This window comes from Sphingobacterium micropteri (genome assembly GCF_014692515.1).
In the GTDB taxonomy this organism is placed as follows: domain Bacteria; phylum Bacteroidota; class Bacteroidia; order Sphingobacteriales; family Sphingobacteriaceae; genus Sphingobacterium; species Sphingobacterium micropteri.
This window is the reverse complement of the sequence record NZ_JACOIK010000003.1, coordinates 58,656-85,188: the sequence shown is the minus strand read 5'-3', so window position 1 is coordinate 85,188 and position 26,533 is coordinate 58,656. Positions and strand designations below refer to the sequence as shown.

The 26,533-nt window shown below is 41.8% G+C and carries 25 protein-coding genes; 7 read left to right on the top strand and 18 right to left on the bottom strand.

Going from position 1 to position 26,533, the window contains the following annotated elements:
- Positions 1 to 2: 2 nt before the first annotated feature.
- The gene (gene pdxH / locus H8B06_RS04605) at positions 3 to 656 is read right to left on the bottom strand and encodes a pyridoxamine 5'-phosphate oxidase (RefSeq protein ID WP_190993139.1); all 654 of its coding nucleotides are present in this window, start codon (positions 654 to 656) and stop codon (positions 3 to 5) included.
- A 138-nt stretch (positions 657 to 794) separates the two neighbouring features.
- Here pdxH and H8B06_RS04600 point away from each other — a divergent pair, with 138 nt between their 5' ends.
- A complete protein-coding gene (locus H8B06_RS04600; protein WP_190993138.1) occupies positions 795 to 1,361 on the top strand; it encodes a YqgE/AlgH family protein in 567 nt (188 codons plus the stop codon).
- Between the two features lie 65 nt (positions 1,362 to 1,426).
- Here H8B06_RS04600 and fucP read toward each other — a convergent pair whose 3' ends face one another.
- The 4 genes from fucP to H8B06_RS04580 all read right to left on the bottom strand — a co-directional run bounded on the left by fucP (position 1,427) and on the right by H8B06_RS04580 (position 5,208).
- Positions 1,427 to 2,680: an L-fucose:H+ symporter permease gene (gene fucP, locus H8B06_RS04595; protein ID WP_190993137.1), complete on the bottom strand. Its 1,254-nt coding sequence runs from the start codon at positions 2,678 to 2,680 to the stop codon at positions 1,427 to 1,429.
- A 22-nt stretch (positions 2,681 to 2,702) separates the two neighbouring features.
- Entirely contained in the window at positions 2,703 to 3,581 is an 879-nt protein-coding gene (locus tag H8B06_RS04590) for an ROK family protein (RefSeq protein ID WP_190993136.1), read from the bottom strand.
- A 74-nt stretch (positions 3,582 to 3,655) separates the two neighbouring features.
- Positions 3,656 to 4,678: a LacI family DNA-binding transcriptional regulator gene (locus H8B06_RS04585; protein ID WP_190993135.1), complete on the bottom strand. Its 1,023-nt coding sequence runs from the start codon at positions 4,676 to 4,678 to the stop codon at positions 3,656 to 3,658.
- Positions 4,679 to 4,806: 128 nt separating this feature from the next.
- Entirely contained in the window at positions 4,807 to 5,208 is a 402-nt protein-coding gene (locus tag H8B06_RS04580) for a winged helix-turn-helix transcriptional regulator (RefSeq protein WP_130139763.1), read from the bottom strand.
- Between the two features lie 110 nt (positions 5,209 to 5,318).
- Between H8B06_RS04580 and H8B06_RS04575 the strand changes: the two genes are divergently transcribed.
- The 3 genes from H8B06_RS04575 to H8B06_RS04565 all read left to right on the top strand — a co-directional run bounded on the left by H8B06_RS04575 (position 5,319) and on the right by H8B06_RS04565 (position 6,751).
- Positions 5,319 to 5,948 (top strand): NAD(P)H-dependent oxidoreductase, encoded by a 630-nt coding sequence (locus H8B06_RS04575; RefSeq protein WP_190993134.1) that lies wholly within the window; start codon positions 5,319 to 5,321, stop codon positions 5,946 to 5,948.
- Positions 5,949 to 6,247: 299 nt separating this feature from the next.
- On the top strand, positions 6,248 to 6,466 hold the full coding sequence (locus tag H8B06_RS04570) for a hypothetical protein (RefSeq protein WP_190993133.1): 219 nt from the start codon (positions 6,248 to 6,250) through the stop codon (positions 6,464 to 6,466).
- A 45-nt stretch (positions 6,467 to 6,511) separates the two neighbouring features.
- A complete protein-coding gene (locus H8B06_RS04565; RefSeq protein ID WP_190993132.1) occupies positions 6,512 to 6,751 on the top strand; it encodes a DUF1456 family protein in 240 nt (79 codons plus the stop codon).
- A gap of 39 nt (positions 6,752 to 6,790) precedes the next feature.
- Here H8B06_RS04565 and H8B06_RS04560 read toward each other — a convergent pair whose 3' ends face one another.
- The 13 genes from H8B06_RS04560 to H8B06_RS04500 all read right to left on the bottom strand — a co-directional run bounded on the left by H8B06_RS04560 (position 6,791) and on the right by H8B06_RS04500 (position 23,151).
- On the bottom strand, positions 6,791 to 7,948 hold the full coding sequence (locus H8B06_RS04560; protein WP_190993131.1) for a PepSY-associated TM helix domain-containing protein: 1,158 nt from the start codon (positions 7,946 to 7,948) through the stop codon (positions 6,791 to 6,793).
- Between the two features lie 9 nt (positions 7,949 to 7,957).
- Positions 7,958 to 9,172: a DUF4374 domain-containing protein gene (locus tag H8B06_RS04555; protein WP_190993130.1), complete on the bottom strand. Its 1,215-nt coding sequence runs from the start codon at positions 9,170 to 9,172 to the stop codon at positions 7,958 to 7,960.
- Positions 9,173 to 9,177: 5 nt separating this feature from the next.
- The gene (locus H8B06_RS04550; protein ID WP_190993129.1) at positions 9,178 to 11,550 is read right to left on the bottom strand and encodes a TonB-dependent receptor plug domain-containing protein; all 2,373 of its coding nucleotides are present in this window, start codon (positions 11,548 to 11,550) and stop codon (positions 9,178 to 9,180) included.
- Between the two features lie 94 nt (positions 11,551 to 11,644).
- Positions 11,645 to 12,883: a DUF4374 domain-containing protein gene (locus H8B06_RS04545; protein ID WP_190993128.1), complete on the bottom strand. Its 1,239-nt coding sequence runs from the start codon at positions 12,881 to 12,883 to the stop codon at positions 11,645 to 11,647.
- 4 nt (positions 12,884 to 12,887) lie between these two features.
- A complete protein-coding gene (locus H8B06_RS04540) occupies positions 12,888 to 13,553 on the bottom strand; it encodes a hypothetical protein (RefSeq protein WP_190993127.1) in 666 nt (221 codons plus the stop codon).
- Between the two features lie 48 nt (positions 13,554 to 13,601).
- A complete protein-coding gene (locus H8B06_RS04535; RefSeq protein ID WP_190993126.1) occupies positions 13,602 to 14,150 on the bottom strand; it encodes an RNA polymerase sigma-70 factor in 549 nt (182 codons plus the stop codon).
- 70 nt (positions 14,151 to 14,220) lie between these two features.
- Positions 14,221 to 15,285 carry an NADH:flavin oxidoreductase/NADH oxidase gene (locus tag H8B06_RS04530; protein WP_190993125.1) on the bottom strand — a complete coding sequence of 355 codons (1,065 nt, stop codon included), beginning with the start codon at positions 15,283 to 15,285 and terminating at the stop codon, positions 14,221 to 14,223.
- Between the two features lie 149 nt (positions 15,286 to 15,434).
- Positions 15,435 to 16,343: a hypothetical protein gene (locus tag H8B06_RS04525; RefSeq protein WP_190993124.1), complete on the bottom strand. Its 909-nt coding sequence runs from the start codon at positions 16,341 to 16,343 to the stop codon at positions 15,435 to 15,437.
- A 5-nt stretch (positions 16,344 to 16,348) separates the two neighbouring features.
- Positions 16,349 to 16,984 (bottom strand): hypothetical protein, encoded by a 636-nt coding sequence (locus tag H8B06_RS04520; RefSeq protein ID WP_190993123.1) that lies wholly within the window; start codon positions 16,982 to 16,984, stop codon positions 16,349 to 16,351.
- 86 nt (positions 16,985 to 17,070) lie between these two features.
- On the bottom strand, positions 17,071 to 18,126 hold the full coding sequence (locus H8B06_RS04515) for an AraC family transcriptional regulator (protein ID WP_190993122.1): 1,056 nt from the start codon (positions 18,124 to 18,126) through the stop codon (positions 17,071 to 17,073).
- A gap of 190 nt (positions 18,127 to 18,316) precedes the next feature.
- Positions 18,317 to 19,036: a 6-phosphogluconolactonase gene (gene pgl / locus H8B06_RS04510; RefSeq protein ID WP_190993121.1), complete on the bottom strand. Its 720-nt coding sequence runs from the start codon at positions 19,034 to 19,036 to the stop codon at positions 18,317 to 18,319.
- Between the two features lie 28 nt (positions 19,037 to 19,064).
- Positions 19,065 to 20,549, bottom strand: coding sequence for a glucose-6-phosphate dehydrogenase (zwf, locus tag H8B06_RS04505; RefSeq protein WP_190993120.1), 1,485 nt, complete (start codon positions 20,547 to 20,549; stop codon positions 19,065 to 19,067).
- Positions 20,550 to 20,745: 196 nt separating this feature from the next.
- The gene (locus H8B06_RS04500) at positions 20,746 to 23,151 is read right to left on the bottom strand and encodes a TonB-dependent receptor (RefSeq protein ID WP_190993119.1); all 2,406 of its coding nucleotides are present in this window, start codon (positions 23,149 to 23,151) and stop codon (positions 20,746 to 20,748) included.
- A 205-nt stretch (positions 23,152 to 23,356) separates the two neighbouring features.
- Between H8B06_RS04500 and H8B06_RS04495 the strand changes: the two genes are divergently transcribed.
- The 3 genes from H8B06_RS04495 (at position 23,357) to H8B06_RS04485 (ending at position 26,533) form a co-directional block, all read left to right on the top strand.
- Positions 23,357 to 24,424, top strand: a complete 1,068-nt coding sequence (locus H8B06_RS04495) for an endonuclease/exonuclease/phosphatase family protein (RefSeq protein ID WP_190993118.1) — start codon at positions 23,357 to 23,359, stop codon at positions 24,422 to 24,424.
- Between the two features lie 356 nt (positions 24,425 to 24,780).
- Positions 24,781 to 25,548, top strand: a complete 768-nt coding sequence (locus H8B06_RS04490) for an HmuY family protein (RefSeq protein WP_190993117.1) — start codon at positions 24,781 to 24,783, stop codon at positions 25,546 to 25,548.
- Between the two features lie 13 nt (positions 25,549 to 25,561).
- On the top strand, positions 25,562 to 26,533 hold the full coding sequence (locus H8B06_RS04485; RefSeq protein ID WP_190993116.1) for a hypothetical protein: 972 nt from the start codon (positions 25,562 to 25,564) through the stop codon (positions 26,531 to 26,533).

Below are 26,533 nucleotides of genomic sequence, written 5' to 3'. Positions count from 1 at the left end.
TACTACGGTGCTAATCGTTGTATAATCCAATCTCCCTGCTGGAAGACGTATTCGATACGGTCGTGCAAACGACTACTTCTACCTTGCCAAAATTCCACGCGAAGCGGGCTGACCAAATATCCTCCCCAAAAAGCAGGGCGTTCTATTGTAGTTTTCTCCGCATATTCTGTCGTCAATTCATCGACACGTGTTTCCAATACTTTTCTGTTCGTAATGACCTGACTCTGTGGCGAGGCAATTGCTCCTATCCGGCTTCCTTTTGGGCGGGATGCAAAATATTCATCCGAATCTTCCGAAGGCAACTTCTCTGCCCACCCCTCGATTCGTATCTGTCTCTGCAGTTCAGGCCAAAAAAACAAAAGACTAACTTTCTTTTGTTTCGACATAGCCTGTCCCTTTTTACTATGATAGTTTGTAAAAAAGCTAAATCCTGAAGGTTTTATATCTTTCAAAAGAACGACCCTTGAAGAGGGAAAGCCGTCTTCTCCGACCGTTGCCAATACCATTGCATTTGGTTCGACCACTTCCGCATAACGGGCTTCGTCAAACCAACGCTGAAACTGTTCGATCGGACTGGATAGCACATCCTTTTCGTCCAATTTATATTTACAATAATCTTCCCGTATAGCTGCAATATCTTTATGGATAATGGACATGGGTTAAGTATGTTGATGCAAACACAAACTTAATCAAAAGCGACGGGATTCGTGAGGTGTACGGTACAAAAAATTGGTTTTTCGGGAAAAACAACCTATATTGATGCAAGTTTTAGTTAAACGAAAGGCTTCTTTATTATGTTCAATACGCACACACCCCAAAAAGGAAGTTTATTACTTTCTGAGCCATTTATGCTTGACAATAACTTCGAAAGGTCAGTCATTTTACTCTGTGAACACGATGTTATTGAAGGAACAATGGGCGTTATTGTTAATAATCGCTCGTCACTGCTCTTATCAGACGTCATACCCGATATAGAAAACACACAATTTCCTTTATATATCGGAGGGCCAGTTGGCGTAGAAGCACTATTTTTTCTTCATAAAGTTCCAGAAAAAATTGAGGGAGGCATTGAACTTGTCGACGGTATTTACTTCGGCGGAGAATTCGAACAAATACGGCTCCTCGTAAACGATCATCTCCTTCAACCCGATGAAATTAAATTTATTTTAGGTTACGCTGGATGGACCGCCGGACAACTGGACGATGAAATAGCACAGAACAGCTGGGCAGTACACAATAAATTTCCAGCAGATCTACTTCTGCTCCAGGATGGTGAAGATTTATGGAAACAGGCACTTATCAGCCTAGGTCCGAAATATGCCCATGTCGCTAATTTCCCCAAAAGTCCCGACTTGAATTGAAGATAATCTCGAAATCTGACTTATTTCGCCTAGATTGACAATCTTGTGCTGTTTCCAATTACCTATTACCGATGCACACCCCCCTCATGCTGCACTTTATAGAATTTTGCACCAAATAAAAATATAATGATGTAACATACGATCGGGAGATAGTAAGATGTCGCAATATTTGTATCCGCAACTAACCCCATTAAGAACGGAAAAACAGCGGCACCTACGACACCCATCGAGATAAATGACGATGCCTGTTGAGTATGCCCACCCAGGTTTTTGAGCCCTAGACTAAAGATAGTCGGGAACATGATACTAAAGAAGAAATTGATAGACAGTAGTGCGGCAAATGAAATCCAGCCCCAACCCTGCGCGACGATGACACACATGACGACATTGGCCAGTGCAAATACAGCTAATAGTTTATTTGCAGCAATATACCGCATCAGAAATGTGCCTATAAAGCGTCCTAATAACATTGTTCCCATAAAAACTACAAGATAGCTCCCCGCTTTTTCATCGGAGAATCCCATAACCTCGTGACCATAATTTATAAAAAATGCCCACGTACCCCCCTGTGCTGCCGCATTAAAAAATTGTGCCATCACCGCCCACACAAAATGTCTATGCTGAAAGAGCTTTTTATCTGGCGCCACATCAATATTGACAGCGTCAAGATCTACCTCTTCGGACGATTTATGGGGATCGACCAACGTCGGGATTCTTACAAAAGAAAAGCATATAGCTATCAAGAGAATAACCGTCCCTATTCCTATATAGAGGTTCTTAACCGAATCCAGTCCATCAGTCGGAATATCGTAGCTCCCACGTAGTAAAAAATACGTTCCCAACGCCGGGCCGATCATCGTACCTACCGCATTAAAAGCTTGTGCAAAATTAACCCTTCTGTCACTGCTCCGCTGATCCCCTAAAGATGCCATAAAAGGGTGTGCAACGGTCTCTAATGTTGCCAAACCACAACCAAGGACAAACAAGGCTATTCTAAAAAACCCAAACGATTCCGCGTCAGCTGCAGGCACAAAAAGAAAAGCGCCGGTTGCAAATAATATAAGTCCTAAAAGTACACCGTATTTATAGCCAAATTTTTTCATAAACATCCCTGCCGGGATACTCATAATAAAGTAAGCACCAAATATGGAAAACTGAACCAGTCCCGAATCCGCCTTTGACACATTTAAGACTGTTTGAAAATGCTTATTGAGAACGTCGCCCATCGTGATGGCAATACCCCAAAACATAAATAAGGACGTAACGAAAACAAGCGTAATCATATACTTCTTTTCGGTAAAAGATATTTTTTCTTTCATTGTTTGGTTTATAAAATTCTGTTTAAATTGATTTAGCAAGCTCCTTTTCCCAAAGATAGCCCGCTCCCAATAAAGCTGCATCCTCCCATAGTGCACTCTGGCACAACGCTACCTGTTTATTGTCTAATTTTGCTTTCAACTCATCGACAAATAGATCAAGACACCGAGCGATATTTCCGCCTATAATGACTGTTGATGCAGATTCTGCATGGATAAAATCATTGAGAAAAATGGCCAGATGAGTAGCAAATTCACTAAAAAGCTGCTCTTTCCATGGATCTTGGCTCTTTGCAAGTGCTTCAACACTTTCCAACTGTCCGCCAGACAATTCCCGGTACCTATGCATAAACCATCTAGAAGATATATAATCTTCCGCAATCCCTTCCTTCATTGGTCTTATTGCCCAAAAAACATCCCTACATGCGCCGTGGTCAGACACCGCAGACCCCAGTCCGGTACCTAATGTGATCCCTACTACTTTTGTTTCGGGTAAACCCGGCCTATACACAACCTCTCCTTGTAAGAAAGCTTCCGCATCGTTCCTAAACAATATATGTTCTTCGGAGATGCCTAATATCGTTGCAAGTTCCTTTTTAACGTTTACACCATACAATGCATCATATTTATTCAATTCTTTAATATAGGAGATACCTTCTGTATAATCAAAAGGTCCCGGCATAGCGATACCTATACGGACGTAATCCTTGTTGGTACCATCAACAAAATGGGAGAGAAAATTTGCCCAGGAGTTAATAACAACTTCGGACGAAGCATGCGAATCTACCCTCATACGTCTTTGGGATCCAGCCCGTATCCGTCGCTCATTCCAAACTACCTCTCCCGCCGCTATATGCGACCCACCAATATCTACTCCAATAATTTTTCTTTCGTTTGTATCCATAACTGTATTAGCTCAAATCGTTTTACAATTATATAAAACGTTTTAGCAAAATCAAAAAAGAACTTGAAAATATTTTAGTGCGCCGTGGAATCACGTGGTATAAAAGTGGTTGATAATACTATTTTTTGTGGACTTTTATCCACATCAGCAGTTCTTCTATTCAATCTAGACAACAATAAATTGATAGCATTTTCTGAAATAGACTCGATAGGTTGTGCGATGCTTGTAATGGCAGGGGTGTACATTTCGAAGAGTTCATAATCGTCAAAACTGACGATAGCAATATCTTCTGGAATATTCAATCCCAGTTTTTTAATGGCTTTGAGACCACTCACACAAATATAATTCGTAGAAAAAATGATCGCTTCTATATCCTTTCGCTTTCTTTCCAAAAAGGACAACAGATGTTTCTCTCGTTCTAAACTATCTACTGGCGCAATCTCTTTGATAATAGGTCTCAAATTATTATCTTGGATAGCTTGTTCGTACCCTGATAATCTGTCCAGCATTTGACTCTGTAACGAGCTTAATGTGATAAATGCTATATTTTTATATCCTTGATCAATAAGATAATGTGTAGCAGAATAAACACTATCATAGTTATTGACCAATACATGGTCTGTTTCCACATTATCCAAATATCTGTCAAGCACGACCACAGGCTTTCCCGATAGACGCAACGCATTGATTTTTTCCTCGACCCCCTCCGGCGGAACAATAATATACCCATCCACATGCTTATCCTGATAGATTTCTATCAATTCTCTTGTTTTGGCAGCATCGTTCTCCGTACTGGAATATATAATCCTATAGCCATTTTTATAGGCTTTTTCTTCTATTTCTTTTGCTATCGCCGAAAAAAATGGAAAAGAAATATCCTCCACAATGAGCGCTATGATATTGGACTTGCCCGTTCGTAAACTTCTGGCCAATGAATTAGGTTTATAGTCAATTTCTTCCACGTAATCCATGACTTTTTTCACCAATTTATCGCTGATTCTTTTCTCCTGTGCTTTTCCATTCAAAACAAAGGATACCGTTGTTGTCGATATCCCTAAGTGTTTTGCAATACTAGTGATTGAAATTTTCTTGCCCACGATTAAACGCTTTATCCATGTATTCCATTAGTCGATATATGCGTGCTAAAATGATTTTGCCGCATATTTACAAACTTAGATAAATTTCTTTTATATGCAATAGTTCCCGTTATCGAAGATAAAATGCACTATGCAGGCACACCTTCCCGCTCCTGTTTAAATTGTTCCACAATACACTGTCGGTGTCGCGTTCCCCACGCCGCCAGACTGTGAATAACCGGAAGCAACTCTACGCAATAGTCGGTGAGTTCATAGACAACCGATATCGGTTGCTCGGAGATTACCGTTCGTTTTACCAATAAATTCATTTCCATATCTTTCAATTCCCTACTGAGCATTTTTCCAGAAATCCCCTTTACCTCTTTTAGTATCTCCGAATAGCGTCGTTTGCCAAAACCCAGTAACGAGATAATAGTAATCTTCCATTTACCGTTCAACACATCCATCGTATCGTGCACAGCGGCAATGTGTTTGTCGCAATTTGAATATTCCTGTCCTTCACAGGGTACACTCTTTATTTTGTTTTCCATAAAATGTCACTTAGTTACTCGAATGTCACTATTACTTTTTGTCCCTTGGTTACAAATTTACACCAAATCATCGGATATTTGCATAGGTTTTATAAAAATTAAAATTACAGATGGAATTACAAGACGCGTTATCATGGCGTTATGCCGTGAAGAAATACAAAGAAGCTACCGTAGCGGACGACAAAATCCGTCGCATATTAGAAGCGACTAACCTCAGTGCATCTTCAGTAGGCATACAACCCTATCGAGTCATCGTTGTCAAAGATAAAGACCTGCGTGCCGAACTGGGAGCGGGTTCTTTTAATACCCAGATTAAAGATGCATCACATTTACTCGTATTCGCAGCATACACCAATATTGATCAAGGCATTATTGACGACTTCATGACACGCACAGCCGCCATACGGTCGGTGCCTGTAGAGCAACTTGTCGATTTCAAGAATAAACTGGAAAGCTTTTTGCTGCCGCGTACAGCGGAGGAAAACTTTCAGTGGACTTCCCGTCAAGCCTATATCGGACTCGGCACAGCTTTAATTGCCGCAGCTGCCGAACAAGTGGATTCCACACCGATGGAAGGGTTTGATTCAGCACAGGTAGATCGTATTCTCGGTTTGACCGAAAAAGGTCTGCGGAGTGTGGTGCTATTGTCGTTAGGTTATCGCGACGAAGAACAAGATTGGCTAGCACCCCTTAAAAAAGTTCGGTTACCCGTTGAAGAATTTGCTCCACAAATAGGTTAAATAGGCCGTTATTGCAAAAGCATTTCCCCAACCACTATGCGGTTGGGGAATGCTTTGTATATCAACTATTGATCTTACATTCAAGTATATTGATTTCCCTTGCGATATTTTTTCTAGCTTTCGCTTCGTATAGACCGCTAAACAACGCGATCTTAAAAATCCGGTCCAAGGATAAAAAATATGCCAACACCTTTTTACGACCTTTATCAAATTTAGTACAAAAGCGGCTTACAAATTCTAAAACCCGAAACCATACCGTATATCAGTTGTTCTATGGATAGTATTTTAAAAAAAACGATATGAATACGAACGATAACAAAGAAAGATCGCAAACAGACCGCGAACGAGGCGTTGCGGAAAACGAAGAAGCGAATTATAGCGGCTTTCCTCAAGAGGATTCTACGGACCAGGTTGATAAGAACGATATCAAAGAAACTGAGCGATCTGATAAGCGCGACAAAGTGGGTGGCGATCTTGCGGGTAACGCAGCGGGGAATACACCTCCCGACGAAGAATAATAATGGGAATAACATTTTTTGCGTAGTTTTCATTACATTTACGCCATGAGCAACAATGATATCATGAAAAAGCTCCGTGTGGCTTTAAAATTTACAGATGACGATATTATCGAAGTATTATCTCTGGTAGATTTCAAGGTGACCAAAACGGAGCTGGGTGCAATATTTCGCAAAGAAGACCACCCGAATTTTAAACCCTGTGGTGATCAGATATTGCGAAATTTCCTTAATGGGTTGATTATTTATAAGCGCGGCCGTAGACCTGACACGCGCTCGAAAACTTAGATTTATCTCGAAATACGTCTTGTCGAACACCTTTCAAATTCATTTTTTCTTCTTTTTCTTTTTACCTAACCAGACATAGAAGCCTGTTATGGGCAAAGAAGCGCAAATGAGACTAGCAAAAAAATAGAGCCACTTGGTAAGTAGTCCTCCGATGTATCCGGTATGTAAGCCATAGTTTGCGCGCATAAACCAGTTTGCGGCATCCTCCTCGTCCATAGGCACATCCGAAGTAGATAATAACGATAAATTTTCTCGATCAAAAAAGAGTACACGCCAAGTTCCGTTATGCATATCCGTACATGCATATATAGCCTTATCGGTGTCTTTAGGAAAGTGAATACTGATCTCCAATGGATTGTATTTCCCTATCTCCCGGGTCGTTTTATACCAAGCAGCATCTACCTTTTCTTCCATATCAGTTGGGATATCATTTGCCCATTCTTCTATAACATATGTGGGCGTATTTCCCCCCTTCTCTCCTCCTAAAATCGAAAATACCGTTTCCCGAACCACGATAAACCCCATCACTAAACCGGTGAACGCCATCAATAGACCCAATAAAAGCGAATAAAATCCCAGTACATTATGGAGGTCATAATTGATCCGCTTCCATTTTCCTTTCCAATTAATAGTGAATGCCTGCTTCATCTGGCGCTTATTCCATTTCTTCGGCCACCAAAGCACAACACCGGTCAATAATAGACAGCCAAAGATCAGCGTTGCCCACGATACTACCGGTCTGCCTATCTCCGGAGGTAACCACAGATTACGATGTCCCTCATCTATCTCATGAAAAAAATCTTCATGATCGATAAGTGCAAGTACCTTTCCCGAATACGGGTTAGCGTAAATCAAGGAGTCCGAATTATCGGGTGTAATTTTCACCGGTGCATCGTCACCATAGTACCAAATTCTGCGGATATCCATATCCGGTAGTTGTTGTCCAACTCGTCGGCGTATCTCAGAAGGGGGAAGAAGATTTTCCTCCCCCAGATTTTCTACATTCCACCAGGGGCGGGATAGTTCCGTGATTTCCTTTTGAAACACCAAAAGACAGCCCGTCAGACTGATGAGCACCACGGGAATCCCCGATACGATACCAATCCACAAATGGAACCAGTCGTTTGCAACCCGCCACCAAGCCTTCTTCTTTTTTTTATTTTTTACTTGGACCGGCTTCTTTTTTTCGTCGATCATCAAATTCGCTTATTTCAATTTATCAATGCGGGAGAATGAATTGTAGCCGCCCTGTATGCTCAGGCCTTTACTTACTTTATCTGTCGCAGAGTCGTATACCCAAATGTAGTCTGTCCCTTCTCCGGTTAACACGGCGATATAGGCTTTACCATTTTCCACATAGATATTTCGTTCTCCGGATTCCCCAGAAGTGATTTCCGTTAATTTACGGACTTCTTTTCCGGTTTCGAGATCAATAATCGTATAACCATACTTCTCATTTTCATATCCCTCGGTTTCCTGCAATTTCAAAATAGCCTTTCCATTCCCCAAATCCATAAACGTTCCTGCTGCGGCCTCTTTGCCCGTTTCCTGCAACACATTTATATAATAACTTTTATCCAGTTCATCTTCGCCTTTCTTGATTCGGTAAATGCCTTTAGGCGCACGCGTTCCATTATCGTTCCACACCAAATTCCAGCTCGTCATGAAATACATATCGCCATTGCCATCCACAAAGGATGTAGCAAAATATCCCGAGGTATTGCCTACACCTACCGAGCGATCGTCTGTAGATATCTTGGTAACCGATAAGGCAGGATAGCTGACAGCCATAGTATATAAGCGCGGGTACACTTGATAGTTGGATGTATTCTGCATATTCACCGAGAAAAACAATTTCCCGTCCTTATACTGGATATCTCCACCAACAAGATATTTAGTATAGTTAGTGACTAGTTCCGGAAGGCCACTGATAGCACCGGTCGTGAGCGATAGATCATCCGTGTTGACAACTACGGCATTCACCCCGTTTCCGGAGGCATTATTCCCAATCATGACCAGGGTACTGTTATTTACCCAAGTGTGGCCCGCTAGGGACGCCAGGTGAGATAACGGCACTTCCTTGATAACCTTAACGGCTCCATTTTCCAGCGTGTATTTCCCAAATCTTCCTTCGGCGGAATTGTAGAAATAATAAAAGCCATCTTTTGTAATTACCGAGTTATTCAATTTCGTCGTCACATCGATGCCGTTCCCCTGGAGTTTGGCAGCTCCCTGTGTCAAGTCTTCCACATTCAAGACGTAATAATTTGTATTTGGCCAGCTCCCTACCTGAATCCACAATGCGAATGCGGCGTCCTCGTCTATCGGTATAGCATCATTATTGTCTTTTTTACAAGAAGCGACACCTATGCTCAAAGCCAAAGCAAGAACAAAAAATTTAGTATACATTTTCATATTCATATAAATTATTTTTGAAGTAATGCGTAACGAAGTTTAACATAAAAGGCACGACCCGGCCGTTGTAAACGAAAATTGTCAAATGCCAATTCGTTTGTCAGGTTTCGACATTCGAAGGAAACATTATACCTACCCCCTTGTGTAGCGTACGATACAATAGCACTGTGAATTAATTGTCGCGGTATAATCTCAGTTGAATTTTGTGTAGAAATATTTGCCCACGAACGGTAATACCACTGTGTAAAATGCGTCATTAGGTTAAACTGCAGGCGATCGTCCTGATGTAGAAATGAATTCTTGGAAAGGCCCAGGTCAAAATTTCCAAATAGCCAGGGACGATTAGGGATTTCACTTTTGTATGTGCTGGAAATACCGTTATCAACATTATTTTTCTGATATTTCGTATTATCTATCGCTTGCTGGTATGTAAGATTAACCACCGCTGATAACCAGTTCCCATAGACATATCGCACTTCGCCCTCGACACCGCGCACCAAACTGTTGGTCAAGTTTTGATATTGTATCATGTTGTTGGCGTATTGATTCGGTGAGATAAAGTCTTTAACGTCCCGATACGTTCCTAGCGCCTCTACAAACCAATCGTGTTTACCCGATTGCAGGCCGTAAAACAATCCTAGATTCACGTTCTGGCTTGCTTCAGGCTTCAGCTCCAGATTATTGAAAATCTGAAATCCATCACCAAACATTTCATTGACATCTTGTAGTCGATAAGTGTTTTCGTACGAAGCTTTGATACCAGCACCAGACGTCAATTTATAGACGGAAGCTATACCATAGCCATAGTAGCCATTATAATCCGATACATTCACCATATCTTGTACCGCATAATCGTATTGCTTTTTCTCTGTGGCTAATCCATAGTATTTTGCCATAAAGGTATTTGTCCACCGCCCAAACAATTCGTGCTGATAGCCCAAGCCAACGATATGTTTCCCCAGCTTACCGGGCATATCGTCTTCGTCCATGTAATAAGCGTTGTAAGCATTGTTTTCAATTTGATCCAAGGTATAGTTCAAACTCAGCTTGTGGTTTTCAAACAGACGATAATTGACATTAGCCCGTGTAAAGATGCGGGGCCGGTCAACGGTCGAGAGTCCAAAACTTCCCGTTTCTGAGTTCCCTTCCATATACGAGCCGTCCCAGCGATAACTTCGTAGAACTGTATCAGCCACCACGCTATAGTCTTTCGCATAGTTTGCAAATAAGCTCAGGTCAAGCTTATCCTGCAATAGTCCTGTTTTACTATAGCGCAGGTTCAATGCCTTCGCGTTACCGTCACGGGTAACATGTCCATAAACAATAGACTGTCTTACGCCCGTTTGCACCTGTTTATCGAAATCGGTATAACCAATGCCGATGAAAAGTGCATCTGCCCACGATTTATTGACCAAACCTACCTCAAAACGTCCCATTACCGACCGATACCTGTCGTTAAAACGCGGCAAATCCCGTAACACAAATGCATTATCCTCCACGGTTTCTACATCGTGCATCATGTAATTATTTTTGGAATAGTTGAAAAAACCACTAGCCTTAATTACGATGCCCGTCGGTTGATGTACATACTGGGTGTTCAATGCCGATTGGTTGCTTTGAAAAGAACCATAGCTATGGCTAAAATCCAAATAATTGGAAACAGATTTATTGGTTACAATATTAACGGCACCTCCCAATGCATCGGATCCCAGTTCGATAGGTGCCACACCCTTGTACACTTCGATACGATCAGCCAGGTTTACCGGTATATTGTTGAGTGCCATCGCACTTCCCATGATATCTAATGGTACACCATCGATAAAAAATTTAACCGCACTACCCGAAAGTCCGTTGACGGAAAACTCAAAATCAGATCCCATACCGCCCTGTTGCCTTACTTTAACACCCGTCGAGCGATTCAACACCTCATTGAGATCAGCCGTTGTATTCGCCAGTTTACGCGTGTCAATGGCATTCACGGCGAAACCCTGCTCCTTTAGTTGCCGGGTTTCCGAACGACCATCAACTTCCACTACTTCCATTTGTCTGGCATCCCGTTGCAGGATAATATTCTCGATATCAACCTTATCGGCAGACTGCGCCAAAACAGATTGCTTCTGTGCTATAAATCCTACATTTGTCAATTCTATCGTGAAGCTTCCGGCATGCGTGACAGAAAGACGAAATAAACCATTGGAATCCGTAGTAGCAGACTTCGGCGTCCCAACAATTTTAACCGTTACAGCCTCCAGAGGGATATTATTGTTGTCCACAACACGTGCCACTATGCTATAGCTTTGCTGCGCCTGACCACTGATAGCAATAAGAAAAAAAAGGAAAGTTAACTTAATTCGTAAACAATTATTCAATACAAATACGACCATGGTTATTTACTTGATACAGTACCATAGTAGCACAACTATTCGTTTTCCGCAATGCGTTATTGCTTTTTTTTAGATTTATTTTAAATAAGAAGCGTCACTCACCGTACAGCCGATCTATTCGGAAGATATAATCGATTTCCCCCTCTATATGTAGCCCTTTCTCCAGTGTTTGTTCTTTGCTTCGATATAACCAAACATCGTTATTACCTTCACCATCATTGATCGTAATATAAGCGATGTCATCCTCTAGGAGGACACAGGTTCTCGAAGATCCTCTATCTAAAGGCAGGTCTAACTTGTGTACATGAGCCGGATCCAAAAGATCGATTTCATAAAATTCAATATGCGGGAGCAAATAATGTTCTTTATAATCTTTGAATAAGTCTTTACGTTCGCTACGGATAAGCGCTTTATTATCTCCCAAGTACCACATACCATAAGCATGGTTCTGTATTTGGGAGTCCGATATATTATAAAAATAAGCACTATCCAAGTGGTTCTCTCCTTTCTTGATCCGGTATATCGCAGTCGGTTGTTTCGGATTTGCTCCTCGGACAATTCCCGGAGCACTCATAAAATAAAAATTCCCGTCTTCATCTTCGAAGGTATTCTGTTGTGCTGTATTTACATTTCCAGGATAAGTCGAACGTGCGTCTTTATCCACACTAAGAAGTTTCATGTCTGGGTAAGAGAATCTAGCTACATATACCGTATCGGCGGAACCATATCCCATTTTCGAATTCGTGTAATGATAGGTATATCCCATCCAGAGTTGGGCGTCCCTTCTGTATACAAAACCAACCGACATGTTATCAAAAGCCGCTTGAGGTGCGTCTATCGCCAACTCACCTATATGTACCTGCATATCACGCACATCGATTTTGGCATAACTTTTCTTTTTACGGCCAACGCTATGGTTCACAATCAACAGCTGGTTATCATCTAGAAAGCATGCATTATCGGGATAACTAAAGCCCTCGAGATACACAGAGTCCAACCGCAAGAACTGGTTATCCGCTATTTTACCTTTAATAAGGTATTCCGTTTTGGAATCCACAAAGTAATAAAAACCATTCCGCACCAACATATAGTACCAGATTCTGGCCGGGCGGTCAAGGATTACGCCCTGTTTAGTTGGGTCGATTGTACCAGAGTCAACCTGATCGGTCTGCCAAATAAATTGCCGCTCATCAGTTGTCATAAAAAACATGCTATACGCCGGCTTTCCTGTATTTTGAGGAGATTGGCACGAAGTCAGTGACATCAAGCCATACAGCATAGAAAAAAAAACGATAATGCTCACGTTATATTTGGCCATACCCTTTTCTTTCATATTCTTAAATTCCAAACTGTGCCCGTAAGGAATTCTGCAGTATCGGGGGCAATTCACTCAGCTCTCGTTCACTCTTTACAATGATCTCCCTGTCTTCATTTTCGCTAAGTTCTAAAGCAAAATAGGTTTCGCCCGCGTTGACCATCAACTCTTTCCGATGCTCTATTTTATCATCCGCGTGTGTCGCGGAGAATACAAGTTTCATCGTTTTATTAACAGTTACTTTTACGGTACCACAAAAGTTAATACGTTCCAAGCTATTAATGAAACTGGCCTTGCTATCTTCACCTAAGACCAAATTTACATCATCCTTTATTTTGTCGGATAAACCCGCTTTCCTGCTTATTTTTTCTTCTTGTAATATACTACCGTCTCGTAGCAACCAAACACATAAAAAACTAACAGCCAAGATTGCCGCAGCTCCCTGGTATATTGGACGTAATCTAACTTTATTTATCCGCGGAAGTGATTTTTTTTCCGATTGAGCAATGGTATTTGTCTTTACGGAAGACCAAATCTCCGCTTTTATTACGTTTTTTTGTTCTATTTCCAAAGTTGTAGATAACTCTTCTTCACTATCCGAGTTGAGCCAAGCTTCAACCGATGCTCTTTCTTCATCAGAACAAAGCCCTTGGTGATATTTTGCAATAAGTTCTTTGGAAACATTCATATACTTAGAATGATAGTTTCTACAAAAATACAAAAATAAATATTGAAATTAGGATAGGTCAGCGTTGTAGTTTCTGTCCAATTTTGTCTTGAGCAGTTTCAGAGCATTTGCCATATGGTATTCTACTGTTCGCTCCGAAATCGTTAATTGACCAGCAATTTCCCGGTTTGTCATTCCTTTCTGATGCTTCATTTGAAAGATTCTTTTGCAATGTAGTGGTAAGCGTTCGACAAGCTTTTCTAACGTTTCTGATAAAGAGCGCTGCATAACCGTATCCTCCGTAATGTTCGAATGTGTTTGGGTATACTCTGCCACACATTTTAAATGCTGGGCTCGTAGCTGTTTATTGCGAATATGTTCGAAGACTTTCAACTTAGCAGAACGCAAAAGATAACGTTCATAGGAAGTATTGATCTCTAAACTATGACGTCGTTCCCATAAGGATTTAAAAATATCTTGCACGAGTTCTTTCGCAACCTCTAAATCGTCGGTGTGTTTGTAACATATGGCAAAAACCTTTTCCCAGTAATCATTGTATATCTCGGTAAAGGTTGTTTCGTTGATGGTCAACGACGGTGATTCGGCTATTTCAAGCATTTCGATAGTTTCAGCGTGTTGCCGCAAATATAGCTATTTATAATTAATCTAAACAATAGTAATAACTTATTTACCACTGTGCCCGTTCATATTGCACCGGCCAGTCTATTTTTACTTTTAATTCGTGAGCAGCTCTCAATGGAAAATGTGGATCCCTTAAAAACTCTCGGGCGATCATAATTAAATCTGCTTCCTCATTAACCAAAATTGATTCCGCCTGTACAGCATTGGTAATCAATCCCGCCGTGGAGGTCAATGCACCGGTCTCCCGTTTTATTTTTGCGGCAAAAGGTGTTTGATAAGCCGGTCCAACCACTATTTTTTGATGGCTTACCACACCGCCACTGGTCACGTCCATCACGTCTACCCCTTTATCTTTTAAGATTTGGGCGAGTGCAGCGGCATCATCAGGCGTCCATCCACCTTCCGCCCAATCCGAACCCGGAATACGTACAAACAAAGGCTTGTCTCGGGGCAACACCGACTGCACTCCATCCAGCACCTCCAGTAATAAACGAATTCTGTTTTCGAAACTACCACCATACGAATCGCTACGTTGGTTACTCAGGGGTGATAGAAATTGATGAAGTAGATACCCGTGTGAAGCATGAATTTCGATAACATCGAATCCTGCTTTTACCGCCCTTTCGGTAGCGGTTTTGAAATCGTAGATCACTTTTTGAATCCCCTCCCTATCCAAAGCAAGAGGTTTAGGGTAATTATCCGCGTAGGGAATTGCTGTGGGAGCGACAGTCTGCCAACCACCGTCTTCCGGTTTCACTTCATCACGCCCCTCCCACGGCACCATCGTGCTGGCTTTTCGACCTGCATGCGCCAACTGAATACCTGGAACAGCACCTTGCTGTCTAACAAAAGTATTAATTTGCGCCAGCTTTTCTATCTGCTCGTCTTTCCACAGTCCCAGATCGGAAGATGATATCCTAGCTTCGGGTGAGACACCCGTTGCTTCCACCAAAATCAACGCGGCGCCACCTACAGCAAAACTACCTAGATGCACCAAATGCCAGTCGCTGGCAAAGCCATCCACGGCGGAATATTGACACATCGGTGAAACGATGATTCTATTTTTTAACGTAACTCCTTTTATCGCTATCGGACTGAATAATTTGGACATGCCGTTATTATCTAAACAATAAATTCCTTTGTTTTATGAATGTCCGAAGTTACGGACAAAGGCATTCTTTATCAAGCAAGAATGTGGACAGCAAGTCATAAAAAATCGTGAACACAACTTCCATAAATCAGGAGGCAATCTATTCCTACCTATGGCTGGCTTAACCATTCCAATATATTACGCAACAACCCTACATGATCTTGCGCATCCATATGATTCATTCCTCGTTTTTCACTGTTTATACCTTTTAATAAGGCCGTAAAAGGGGAAGCATTAGCAAAGATACATACCCGGCCATTGCCACATTTCAATAGGGCTCCATTCGCAAGATTTATGCCCGATATATAAGGGATATCGGGCGGGATAGTATGCTCCATATCTTTCGTCTTTGAAGGCAAATATAGGCGATACGCATCACCCAATATCGAAAAAACTTCCGCTTCTTGTGGAGGAATAAAACCACTCCCAACCCAACATCGCACCTGGTTGATCCTACGCCCTTCCCTATCGGTAACGGCCGAGGGAAGCAAGTTTCCGATCTCCCTATTGAACAACTCCGCTTGTCCATCCATACGGTGAGTGACACCATTGATAACATTAAAACCGAACCGCTCTGCCAAACGCCCCACCGAACCAGCACTCGGCATCTCATCTGTAATGATAAATAAACCACCACCATCATCGTGTACCCATCGATAAAGGGCTTCAATTTCCTCTTCACTATAAATAGATGCATTGGGAAGATCCCAGTCAGAAGGATGGCTTAACGCATTCACCGTTACGAATATCTTAGCCTTCGTTAAATTTTCTGCATTAATAACCGCTTTATGATCCTCAAGTCGATATCCTTCTGCCTGCGCCACATCAGCAAAGCCTTTATATTGCCCCGAAAGCGAAAAGGCATTGTAATGGTGCTGGTCGAATAGGATCCGCGGACCATCCTTTCCCGGAAATAGCGCCTGCTCCAGCCGAACATCAAAGTGTGGATCAGAAACCGATTGCGCCATCAAAAGGGCAGGCAGCAAAAACGACATTATTAACAATTGTACAGTTTTCATCGCTTTTATTTATTTTTAAACCAACAATCTTCTTCAAAACACTGCATCGTAACGCCTTTTCCTTTTTCTTCATAGAAGGTTACCGGCATGGCGGCCTCTTGATTTACAAACTCGTGATCTGTAATACATTCCAACGGTATCCGTTTCCCATCCCAACCTTGAACCAGCACGAGGCGCTCATCATCCCAAACGACATGTATAACGTGCGTATTGTCCCGTTCGAAGTAATACGTCCCTACATACTGGTCTGCCAATGAAGATGTAATCGATTTTCGTTGTGTAGGATCGAAATCGACTTTAGTCAAATCCACACGATCCAGAATTTTCACAACAGTAGGTTCTGCAGCATCAAATGCCAATTTATACCGCTCTTCCTGAGACTCAAAGGTCAACTCGCCCGTCCTTTTTAATTGGTAAAGCCGATCATCCCATACCTGCCGAGCCTGTAGTTCATTACCTTTCACTTCAAATTGAATGTAGGCTACCCGATTCGGGAAACGGTAAAAGCCTTCAAATCGCTGTAACGAGGTTTGCTTTGCAGGGGGATCAACCGAGGGATTTCGATTACCCACAGCGACCTTCCATCCACATAGCCCAATAAGAGCAACGATTATCCAAAGTTGTTTTTGATGCTTTGTCATATTTATCCTTGTTTTAGTTTATAAGGCAAGGATAAGTAACTCGTCATTTACAAGCCTCCGTCTGGATAAACCTGTACTATAAATTGTTATTGCTGTTGCAGATATTGCTTCGGTGTCATGCCAACTATCTGTTTAAAAGCGGTATAAAATGTAGTTTTAGAATTAAATCCTGACCGGATAAAGATTTCCTGAATATTATAATCGTTTCGTGTATTTTCGTTTAACAACTGTTGTGCATATCGAATACGGTAGGCATTTACGAATTGGTAAAAATTAAGGTCGACACCGGTGTTCAGCACATACGAAAGCTCATGAACAGATAATCCAATTTTATCGGCCAATAGCGGCAACGTTAATATTGGATCCAAATAGGGCTTATCATTATCCATCAAGTTAAGCAATCTTTCCTTGAAAAACCCCACCTGTTCTGCCGTTAATCGTTCTTTGTCCTTGCATAGTACTGCTGCCTTTATAACAGGAACCTGTTTATCTACAACCTGATAAATTGCTGTCTGCGATAATGCATAATAACTAAAAAATAGGATACCCAGCAGATACAAACCATCTACCATTGGCGATAGCGCAGGAACAAATCGGGCAACCAGCGATAAAACACCCAACAGGAGTATTCCCCACCAGATATTAAGCACCCATTGCAGATCCACACCATGAAAGTCAGCGGAAATTTTTTTCAGTAATGCACGATGTTTACGTAGCAGCACATACGTCCAAATACCATAGACGAAGAGCTGAATATACAAAAAATAACGTATCGCGTAGACCAAAAAATCAGGCAATACATTGCCCCCTGACAGCAACGGGATGAGTAATAAAGTCGGAATAAAGTGAAGAAAATATTTGTAAGGCGACCGATCCGGAGAGATATACAGATTTATAGCGACAAAAAAACTAGGTAATATTGCCCATCTGCCGCATTCCAAAAACGACAACAACATGATATTCCCATGTAGATTAAGCACTTCTAGCAAAAATTGAACAAACACACTTGCCAGAAAAAAACTACAGATCCCGAGAAACAGATTCGCTTTTTCGTTAACTTTTGGCAGGTTGAAAAACAATAGAAAAGATAGCAGCCATAAACTACCACCGCACAATCCATACATCAACGTTTTGTATACCATACCTTTTTATAATCTGCTAAAGATACGCGGTTCGCGTGAGATATTTAGCCATCTGTATCCAGACGGACTCTAAGCGCATCAATTGTTATTTTTTACAAATCGAAGCCGAATCTGAAATAAAAACACCCGAGATTATATACCTCGGGCGTTGAATTATAAATAAAAATGACAAGCGCTAAAGCTAGTCTATTCATGTCAAGAGCTGAGCCGCTTCGTCATCCACTAGAAAAACGAGGCTTCCCGTAGTCGGTTTTAAAAGTTGAGATGGATACAATTCCGGATTGCGCTCTCCCTGCAAAACCTCTCGTAAGGCCTTAGCCTTTTTTTCTCCAAAGGCAATCACTACGATTTGGTCCGCCTTATTGATAAACGGAGCCGTCAGCGTAATCCGATACATATCCTGTGGCACCAAAAAATAGGCATCCACCCATTTATCTTTTTCATGGAGCACTTCCGTACCCGGAAACAACGATGCCGTATGTCCATCATCTCCCATTCCCAAAAAAATAAAATCGAGCCGTGCACTATCCCCTAATTTCTCCCGTAAAATTTGCTCGTAAGTCTGCGCATAATCTGCTGCATCTACACCTACTTTATACATCGGAAAAATGTTGGATTCTGGAATAGGAACGTGATTAAGCAGCGTTTCGTAAGACATCTTTGCATTACTCAAATTGTCGTCGAGCGGCACCCATCTTTCGTCGCCCCAAAACATGAACACCTTTTCCCAATCCACCTGTGATTTATAGGCTTCGGTAGCTAATAATTTATGCAAATCAACGGGAGAAGAACCTCCAGTCAATGCCACAGAAAAAAATCCCTTTTCATCTATATTTTTTTTTGCCGCATCGACAAACAGCTGTGCCGCTGTTTCAAAAATTTGTGCTTTACTTTTAAACTGTTTTACCATTATTCTTCCTTTAAACTTCCATTATTGTTTATAACCAACGATGTCCTTGCCTGCTCAACAATTCATCAGCTGCTTCTGGCCCCCAGCTTCCCGCAGGGTAAGTGTGCATCGGCGAATACGTTCCGTTTTCCCATTCTTCCTGAATCGTCGCGATAATATCCCAAGCTTCCTCTACCTGATCCGATCGCATAAACAACGTCGAGTCTCCATCGAGCGCATCTATCAGCAAGGTTTCGTATGCTTCCGGGCTATCTGGCGCGCTCTCAAAATAATCAAACACCATTTCAACAGGGTTTAACGTCATATCCAGGCCGGGCTTTTTCGCCATAAACGATAAGCGAATATCCATTTCAGGTTGGATATTGATCGTCAATTGATTCCGTTGTAACCTATCCGTACCATTTACAAATGTTTTGTTTGGCACTTCCTTAAAGTTTACAATCACACAGGATTTCTTCTGTGCCATACTTTTGCCGGTACGCATATAGAAAGGTACCCCTTGCCACCTCGGATTATCAATATAAAACTTCATGGCTACAAATGTCTCCGTATTCGAATTAGAATCTACTCCCGGTTCCTGTCTATAAGCCTTTTTTGCCTTTCCATTTATTTCACCATCTGTATATTGTGCACGAACCGTGTAATGATTGATATCTTCCGGTTTGATCCGGCGTACGGTTTTTAGTATTTCCGCCTTTTTATCCCGAACTAAAGAAGACTCAAATTCAACTGGAGCGTCCATAGCAACCATACAGAGAATCTGTAAGAGATGGTTTTGAATCATATCACGTAGTGCACCGGAATGGTCGTAATATCCGCCCCGATCTTCCACCCCCACCTGTTCAGCCACGGTTATCTGAACCGATTCAATATGTCGATTGCTCCACAGCGGTTCAAAAACCGTATTTGCAAAGCGAAAAGCTAGAATATTCTGTACGGTTTCCTTGCCCAGATAATGATCAATACGATAAATCTGTTCTTCTTGAAAATTTTGATTTAATAGTTGATTCAGGGCAACTGCAGAAGCCTTGTCATAACCGAAAGGCTTTTCGATGATAATACGGTCTTTTTTGACTTCGTCGGCCATACCAGCCTTCTTTAAGCTAGACGATACGGAATCGATAAAATTAGGCGCTACCGATAGATAAAAAAGACGGTTTGCGCGGTTGTCGCAAGTTACATCGAATGCAGTCAGTTTTTCGTTCAGATGAAGGAATGAATTTTCATCCGTGATATCAAAATTTAAAAAGGTAATTTTTTCGCTAAAACTCCTCCACTGTTCTTCCGTGAACTCCTTATTGCGTGAAAACTCCTTTAAATTTTCCAGGACATATGCCCGAAATCCCTCTTGATCGAACGGTTTTCTACCCAAAGCAATGATTTGGAAATGCACAGGCATCCATTCATCAATGAATAAATTAAAAAAAGCCGGGAACAATTTTCTTTTCGCGAGATCACCTGTTCCACCAAATACTACAATGGATGTTGGTGCTGTTGTTCTGTCGTGTGTCATCTTACGGTCGCTAAAATTTAGTCCCAGTGGGCATGAAAAAACCTAAATCCAATCTAGCTACAGCGAAATCGTTGTCTGCGATTCCAAAATTGTATTTAATCATTTTTTTAAATTAGTTAAATATGGAAGTCCAAATATATTGAAACTTGTATGCTATTATGCAAAAATTCTTTTTTTTACCCATATTTGACCAATATTAAAAGCTATATGCTATACTTCCGAGCACGTTTCGGGACATCATGGGATTGACTGTAGACCATCCCTTGTAATACGTTTCGTCCGTCAGATTATTCGCTTTCACAGCCAGCTCGTAATTTTTATAACGATAAGATACACTCGCATTAACCAACGTATAAGCCGGAACAGTAAATGCGCCCGTAGGTAAACTATTCGTAATCAAGTTTTTCCCGGCGTGGTTAACCCCCGCTCCGATACCTACACCATGCAATAGCCCACGCCTAACGGTATAATTTGCCCAGAAATTGAATAAGTTCTTCGGTCCCGCTTCCGTTGGGCGTAGATTATTAACGGTTGCTGCTGCTTTCGTCAGCTTGCTGCTGTTGTTGCTATAGCTCAAAATAACGTCCAAACCTTCCATTGGGGCGGCCGTCAGATCAAATTCAAACCCACGGCTCAAACGTGTTCCATCCTGTACCGTAATATTATAGAACTCGCCATCACGTTCAATAGTTTCCGGTCTGGTGATGTTGTTGACAGAAATATCATAATAACTTGCCGTCAACCCCACACGGTCATTAAATAAATTAAACTTCACCCCTGCTTCCCATTGCTCAGCTTGCTGTGGTTCGAAATCACCCGAAACATCTGGTAAAGGTTGTACTATCGGCGCAACATTTTTGAATCCATTCTGATAATTACCGAAGAACGATATTCGATCTTTCATAAGCTCGTACACGAGCCCTACCCTTGGTGAGAGCGCGGTCTGGCTATATGCACCCGTCGTTGTATCCGCATCATAATTATACGTTCCTTTGTTATCAAAATAGTCCACACGCAATGCGAGATGGACATGAAGAGCAGGTGTCACATCCAACACATTGGACACATAACCTCCCAACACGCCGTTCCGGCTACGGTTATTTGTTTCAGCACCATTGGAGGCAGCGATAGCTTGATCGATGAATGCCGCATTGAATTTGTAGTAGTCAGGATCATCATAGGACGTATTTATTTTATCTACCAAAACGTAGGGCGAGTTGTGTGTTACCGCCTGCTGGAAGAGATAATCAATACCGATCAACGTACGGTTACGCATTGTTCCGATCCGGTAATCCCCCACAAAATTCTGCTGTGCATTGAAGACTTTCGCCACATAATCCTGATCTCCGGCATAACGGCTGATCAACGTATCGTTGCCTGGTTCCAGGTACATCACATATTGGAAATAACCATCAGATTTCCGTTGATTGAAACTGACCGTCGTATTGGACGTCCAGCGGTCATCCAGACGATAGTTTACGTTTCCACGAATATTGGCGACCGGATTCTTAAATGTCACATCGTTATGCGTATACGATTTATCGAAATCAAACTGCAGCTCAGATGGTGTACGTGCAAAAAGGTCACGACTTCTATTTAGAAATACCATCAAGGGGTTGGTCGCTTTACTTTGGTAAATTTCAGCATCGAGCTGGATATCCAAACGCTCGTTGGCCCGATATAATAAAGATGGAGCAATGAAGAAAGATCTGTTGAATCCGGCATCCTGAAAAGTACCCGTGCTTGTAAAGGCTGTATTTACACGTCCTAACCATTTATGATCCTTCGAAAGCGGACCGTATACATCTGCCGTTACCCGATGTTGGTCAAAAGATCCAAAAATATAATTTACACGTCCACCAAGGGTATCCAAAGGCTTTTTCGTCACATTATTGATCAAACCACCAAAGCCGATAGCCGCCCCGCCATACAATGAACCGGAGGGTCCCTTAATCACTTCAATTGTTTCCAGATTTGCTGGATCGGGACTTCCGCTGGCAATACTTACTACACCATTGACCATAGCAACCTGCGTTGTAAATCCACGTAATGTATAATAAGACGATCCATCTCCCGGGCGACCGGTCGCACCCCACAGCTGGTCCACACCAGAAACATTCGCCAAGGCATCGTCAAAACTTGTATTTACCTGGCTCTGCAACAGCTCCTTCGTAATAACAGCGTACGACTGTGGATTCTCTAGATTGCGTAAAGGCATCTTGGCCACATAGGGACTAGTTTTCCGCGTATACGTATTCCGTATCCCATAAATATTGATTTCCTCCAAAGAGGCGCGATTTTCCGTTAAGTAAATTGTCGGAATTTGCAATCGACCACCTGGGCGAATATAGATTTCACGGGACAATGGCTTTATGCCTACCGCAGATATCGCAAGCATATATCTTCCCGTATCGATATCGTTGAACGTATAATTTCCCTTTGCATCGGTATAGGAGGATTTTCCCAGACCATTTATATTGACCGTGATACCAGCAGCAGGTTGGCTATCCGCAGATAGAATTTTCCCGTATATTTTTACTTTTTGTTGGGCATACAATAGCGTATGGGCAAGAACACATACAGCAATTAAGATTTTTCGCATAATAAATCAGAATAATTATTTAGAACAATTAAAATTTCTCTAATTTAGACTTATTCTAGACAACAAACAAATCCATATCAAATTTCGTATATAAAAAGCAATTTGGATCATTATATGAAAGCTAAAAAAATACGACAATGAATGAATTTACACTTGGGAAATTATTACTTTTAATTATCTTTCGAGGCAATTCAAGACATTCACTATGGTTACGACACTCGCTGTTATCTCTACAATCTTCATTCTTTTAAGTGTATTGCCGTTTATCCAACATCAGCATTGGTTATTCCGTGTAGCCGAATTTATCAAAATACAGCTCGTTATCCTACAAATTATTGCCTTCGGCATAACGATGATATATGTAGAGGATAGTATCTGGCTTTGGATAATTCAAACCGTCCAGTTCATACTGATTGTCTACCATATCTACATCTTAATGCGGTACACCAAATTCTGGAAAAAACAAAAGCCTTCCAAAACATCATCTAGTTCCGATAAAATAAACATCATTTCCTGCAACATCTATCAATTCAACAGCGAATACCATCGCTTTATCGAACTGATCGAGCAAGAGCAGCCAGACATTTTTGTCACGATGGAGAGTAACGCTGACTGGGAAAAAGCATTGCACCCCCTAGAAAAGGACTATCCCTACCAAAAGAAGGTGCCATTAGAGAATACCTACGGGATGCATCTTTACACAAAATTAAAGGTTCACAATATACAGACCCATTATTTTGTTGCGGACGATGTACCCAGTATAGAAGCTGAACTCGAAACAAACGATGGCCATCGCTTTATTTTCTTTGCTGTACACCCACCCCCATCAAGCCCAACGGAGGAAGATAATTCCAAAGAAAGGGACGGCGATTTGCTAGCAGTAGCGAAAAAAGTGAGAGACTATGCATTACCCGTTGTCGTCACGGGCGATTTCAATAATGTCGCATGGGCAAGATCCTCTATTTTGTTTAAGAAAACCAGTGAACTTATCGACGCACGTATTGGACGGGGCATCCTATCAACCTTTCATGCCAAATATTGGTTTTTTCGGGTTCCGTTAGACTTATTATTCCACAGTACAACGATAATAATAGATAAGCTATTTATTTATCCATCTGTCGGCTCCGATCACTTTCCAATAGGCTGCACTTTCCACATCGACGTCGAATCAGACGATCAGGAAGAAGAAGTAAAGCATCTCGAAAACGGAGAAATGCAGGAGGTTGACGAACTTATTGCTGCCGGAAAGGCAGAAGAAAGCGAAAACCGTTAGGGATATCCCGCCAACGGTAGTAGACTATATATTTCAGCAACGCTATCTCCAGATAAAAACCTATTTTGCATCGACCTTACGATGGCGTCATTGCTGAATGACCCGGAGCATATGCTCCAGGTGTTTTTATTATTACCTTCCTCGTTCAAATCCGGCTTACAAAGAACGGTTAGCACTTGCCATCTCATCGTGTGCATCGATAAATCCATCCTACGATACCGTATAAAATAAGAATTGTCAATTTTCATATACGAAATACAGTTACGCAGACATTTATTTAAAAATAAACAATCATATTCGCGTTAAATTTATTTAGATTCAATACAAATAAAGAATTATTAATTCCAAACGTCAAAATGAAGAAGTATAACTATCTAACATCGAGGCTGCTAATACTATTAATGTGCGCAGCTTGTCTATCCTGTAGCAAAAACGACGATCCACAACCCGATCCGGATCCAGCGCCAGACGAAGAATTCTACTACAAATTGCACCGTGTTGAAAATTTGGCCATGGAAGCGGACGACGACAATCCTACAGAAGCAAAACCAGCCATCTATTTCAGTCTCGAGACCGGACAAGAAGTACCAAACGCACAATCGAAGACCATGCGTTGGGATCTCTCTTTCAGTGGTCTTTATAATAGTTTCCTAGGCGGAAATAATGGCACCAATTCAACCAATTTTGGTTATGGTGGAGCAGGAAAAGGCGGTATTCTTATTCTGGAGAAACCCTTTGACGAGGTCACGGAAGTACCTAACGATTCACAATTCAAATCAGGAAGCGGTATCATCGGTACAGACGATGCCGGCGCCTTCGGTGAAGGTATTGGGTGGTATCTGTATGATTTTGGTGGCACAATTTTAGGAGACGGAACGACAGAAAAGACACATGTTGCGTATGCTTTGGGTTCATCGTTGACCACCAATGACGGTACCGTGATTCCCGCACGTACTGTCATTGTCAAAACACCAAGGGGGGATATCGCAAAGATCAAAATGATCTCCTGTTATGAAGATGCATTTACACCAGATGAATGGTTCAAAGATACACCACATATGTTCTTCACCTTTGAATATGTTGTTATTCCTGCAGGCGCCAAACATTTCGAAATCAAACCATAATTACGCTCACTATATGAAACAGTTTATATCTTTAACCAAGATGCTATTATGCATTCTCGTTGGTATCGTAGGATGCACCAAAACCGAAGAACTTCCTGTGTTAAGCCAGAGCCGTATACTAAGCTTTAAAGTTCCCACTGCAGATGGTGAAATCATTGGAGCAGTTGATGAATCAGATAAAACGATCTCCCTTTATCTGCCCTTCTACTATCAATTCTCCGTAATCGATCCAGAAATTAAGTTAAGCGACGGCGCGAGCTTACTCGAAGAGTCGATACCGGTCGATGTCCTCGCCGATGGTACGGTCTATACTGTTGTTGGAGCAGACCATAGTAGAACGAGCTATACATTGACTATTCACTTACAGCAAGTTTCGCCGCTGGTTATTACGGAGCCTTCTACGGCCGATCAAACTGCCTTATGGACCATCGGCGATAACAGAATCAGTATCAGAGGAAACTTTCATACCACCGATCCAACCCTTATCAAAGCTTCACTCGTCGATAAGAACGGTCAAGATTATCCCTTTTTAGCCAATACAGGGTCTGGCCCAGCGGGAGTAGCACCAGCGATTGGTGCTGACGGGAAAAAAATCTATGCCTACGGGTCCTTACAGATACCTCAAGAGCTTTCGCCTGGGTTGTATCAGATAAAAGTTTCACACCTAGCATTAAGCGCAACGACAACTTATCCGGTACAGTTGGTATGGGGACGACCAACTTCATTTGTATACACACCCGTTACCATCAAAACAGGCGAAACTTTCACCCTCGAAAGCTCGTCTACAGCAATACATGATGTCCGAGAAGCCTACTTCACGATCGATGGAGCGAAAAAAATGTTGGAGATACTCAGTCAGGACACTAAAAAAGTTGTCATTCGCGTACCCGACGATACGCCGATGGGCACACACATCCCGTCCATTGTTTGCGGTGAATTTGAACCATCATCTCCTGGTTGGTGGGGTATAACTATAACGAAATAA

Coding starts and splice junctions, on each gene's coding strand:
- H8B06_RS04565 (WP_190993132.1), top strand. CDS start 6,512: ATGAGCAACAATGATATCATGAAAAAGCTCCGTGTGGCTTTAAAATTT.
- H8B06_RS04485 (WP_190993116.1), top strand. CDS start 25,562: ATGAAACAGTTTATATCTTTAACCAAGATGCTATTATGCATTCTCGTT.
- H8B06_RS04600 (WP_190993138.1), top strand. CDS start 795: ATGTTCAATACGCACACACCCCAAAAAGGAAGTTTATTACTTTCTGAG.
- H8B06_RS04520 (WP_190993123.1), bottom strand. CDS start 16,984: ATGACAAAGCATCAAAAACAACTTTGGATAATCGTTGCTCTTATTGGG.
- H8B06_RS04555 (WP_190993130.1), bottom strand. CDS start 9,172: ATGAATATGAAAATGTATACTAAATTTTTTGTTCTTGCTTTGGCTTTG.
- H8B06_RS04580 (WP_130139763.1), bottom strand. CDS start 5,208: ATGGAAAACAAAATAAAGAGTGTACCCTGTGAAGGACAGGAATATTCA.
- H8B06_RS04560 (WP_190993131.1), bottom strand. CDS start 7,948: ATGATCGACGAAAAAAAGAAGCCGGTCCAAGTAAAAAATAAAAAAAAG.
- H8B06_RS04590 (WP_190993136.1), bottom strand. CDS start 3,581: ATGGATACAAACGAAAGAAAAATTATTGGAGTAGATATTGGTGGGTCG.
- H8B06_RS04535 (WP_190993126.1), bottom strand. CDS start 14,150: ATGCTTGAAATAGCCGAATCACCGTCGTTGACCATCAACGAAACAACC.
- H8B06_RS04500 (WP_190993119.1), bottom strand. CDS start 23,151: ATGCGAAAAATCTTAATTGCTGTATGTGTTCTTGCCCATACGCTATTG.
- fucP (WP_190993137.1), bottom strand. CDS start 2,680: ATGAAAGAAAAAATATCTTTTACCGAAAAGAAGTATATGATTACGCTT.
- H8B06_RS04550 (WP_190993129.1), bottom strand. CDS start 11,550: ATGGTCGTATTTGTATTGAATAATTGTTTACGAATTAAGTTAACTTTC.
- pgl (WP_190993121.1), bottom strand. CDS start 19,036: ATGGTAAAACAGTTTAAAAGTAAAGCACAAATTTTTGAAACAGCGGCA.
- pdxH (WP_190993139.1), bottom strand. CDS start 656: ATGTCCATTATCCATAAAGATATTGCAGCTATACGGGAAGATTATTGT.
- H8B06_RS04570 (WP_190993133.1), top strand. CDS start 6,248: ATGAATACGAACGATAACAAAGAAAGATCGCAAACAGACCGCGAACGA.
- H8B06_RS04490 (WP_190993117.1), top strand. CDS start 24,781: ATGAAGAAGTATAACTATCTAACATCGAGGCTGCTAATACTATTAATG.
- H8B06_RS04530 (WP_190993125.1), bottom strand. CDS start 15,285: ATGTCCAAATTATTCAGTCCGATAGCGATAAAAGGAGTTACGTTAAAA.
- H8B06_RS04495 (WP_190993118.1), top strand. CDS start 23,357: ATGGTTACGACACTCGCTGTTATCTCTACAATCTTCATTCTTTTAAGT.
- H8B06_RS04545 (WP_190993128.1), bottom strand. CDS start 12,883: ATGAAAGAAAAGGGTATGGCCAAATATAACGTGAGCATTATCGTTTTT.
- zwf (WP_190993120.1), bottom strand. CDS start 20,549: ATGACACACGACAGAACAACAGCACCAACATCCATTGTAGTATTTGGT.
- H8B06_RS04515 (WP_190993122.1), bottom strand. CDS start 18,126: ATGGTATACAAAACGTTGATGTATGGATTGTGCGGTGGTAGTTTATGG.
- H8B06_RS04575 (WP_190993134.1), top strand. CDS start 5,319: ATGGAATTACAAGACGCGTTATCATGGCGTTATGCCGTGAAGAAATAC.
- H8B06_RS04525 (WP_190993124.1), bottom strand. CDS start 16,343: ATGAAAACTGTACAATTGTTAATAATGTCGTTTTTGCTGCCTGCCCTT.
- H8B06_RS04540 (WP_190993127.1), bottom strand. CDS start 13,553: ATGAATGTTTCCAAAGAACTTATTGCAAAATATCACCAAGGGCTTTGT.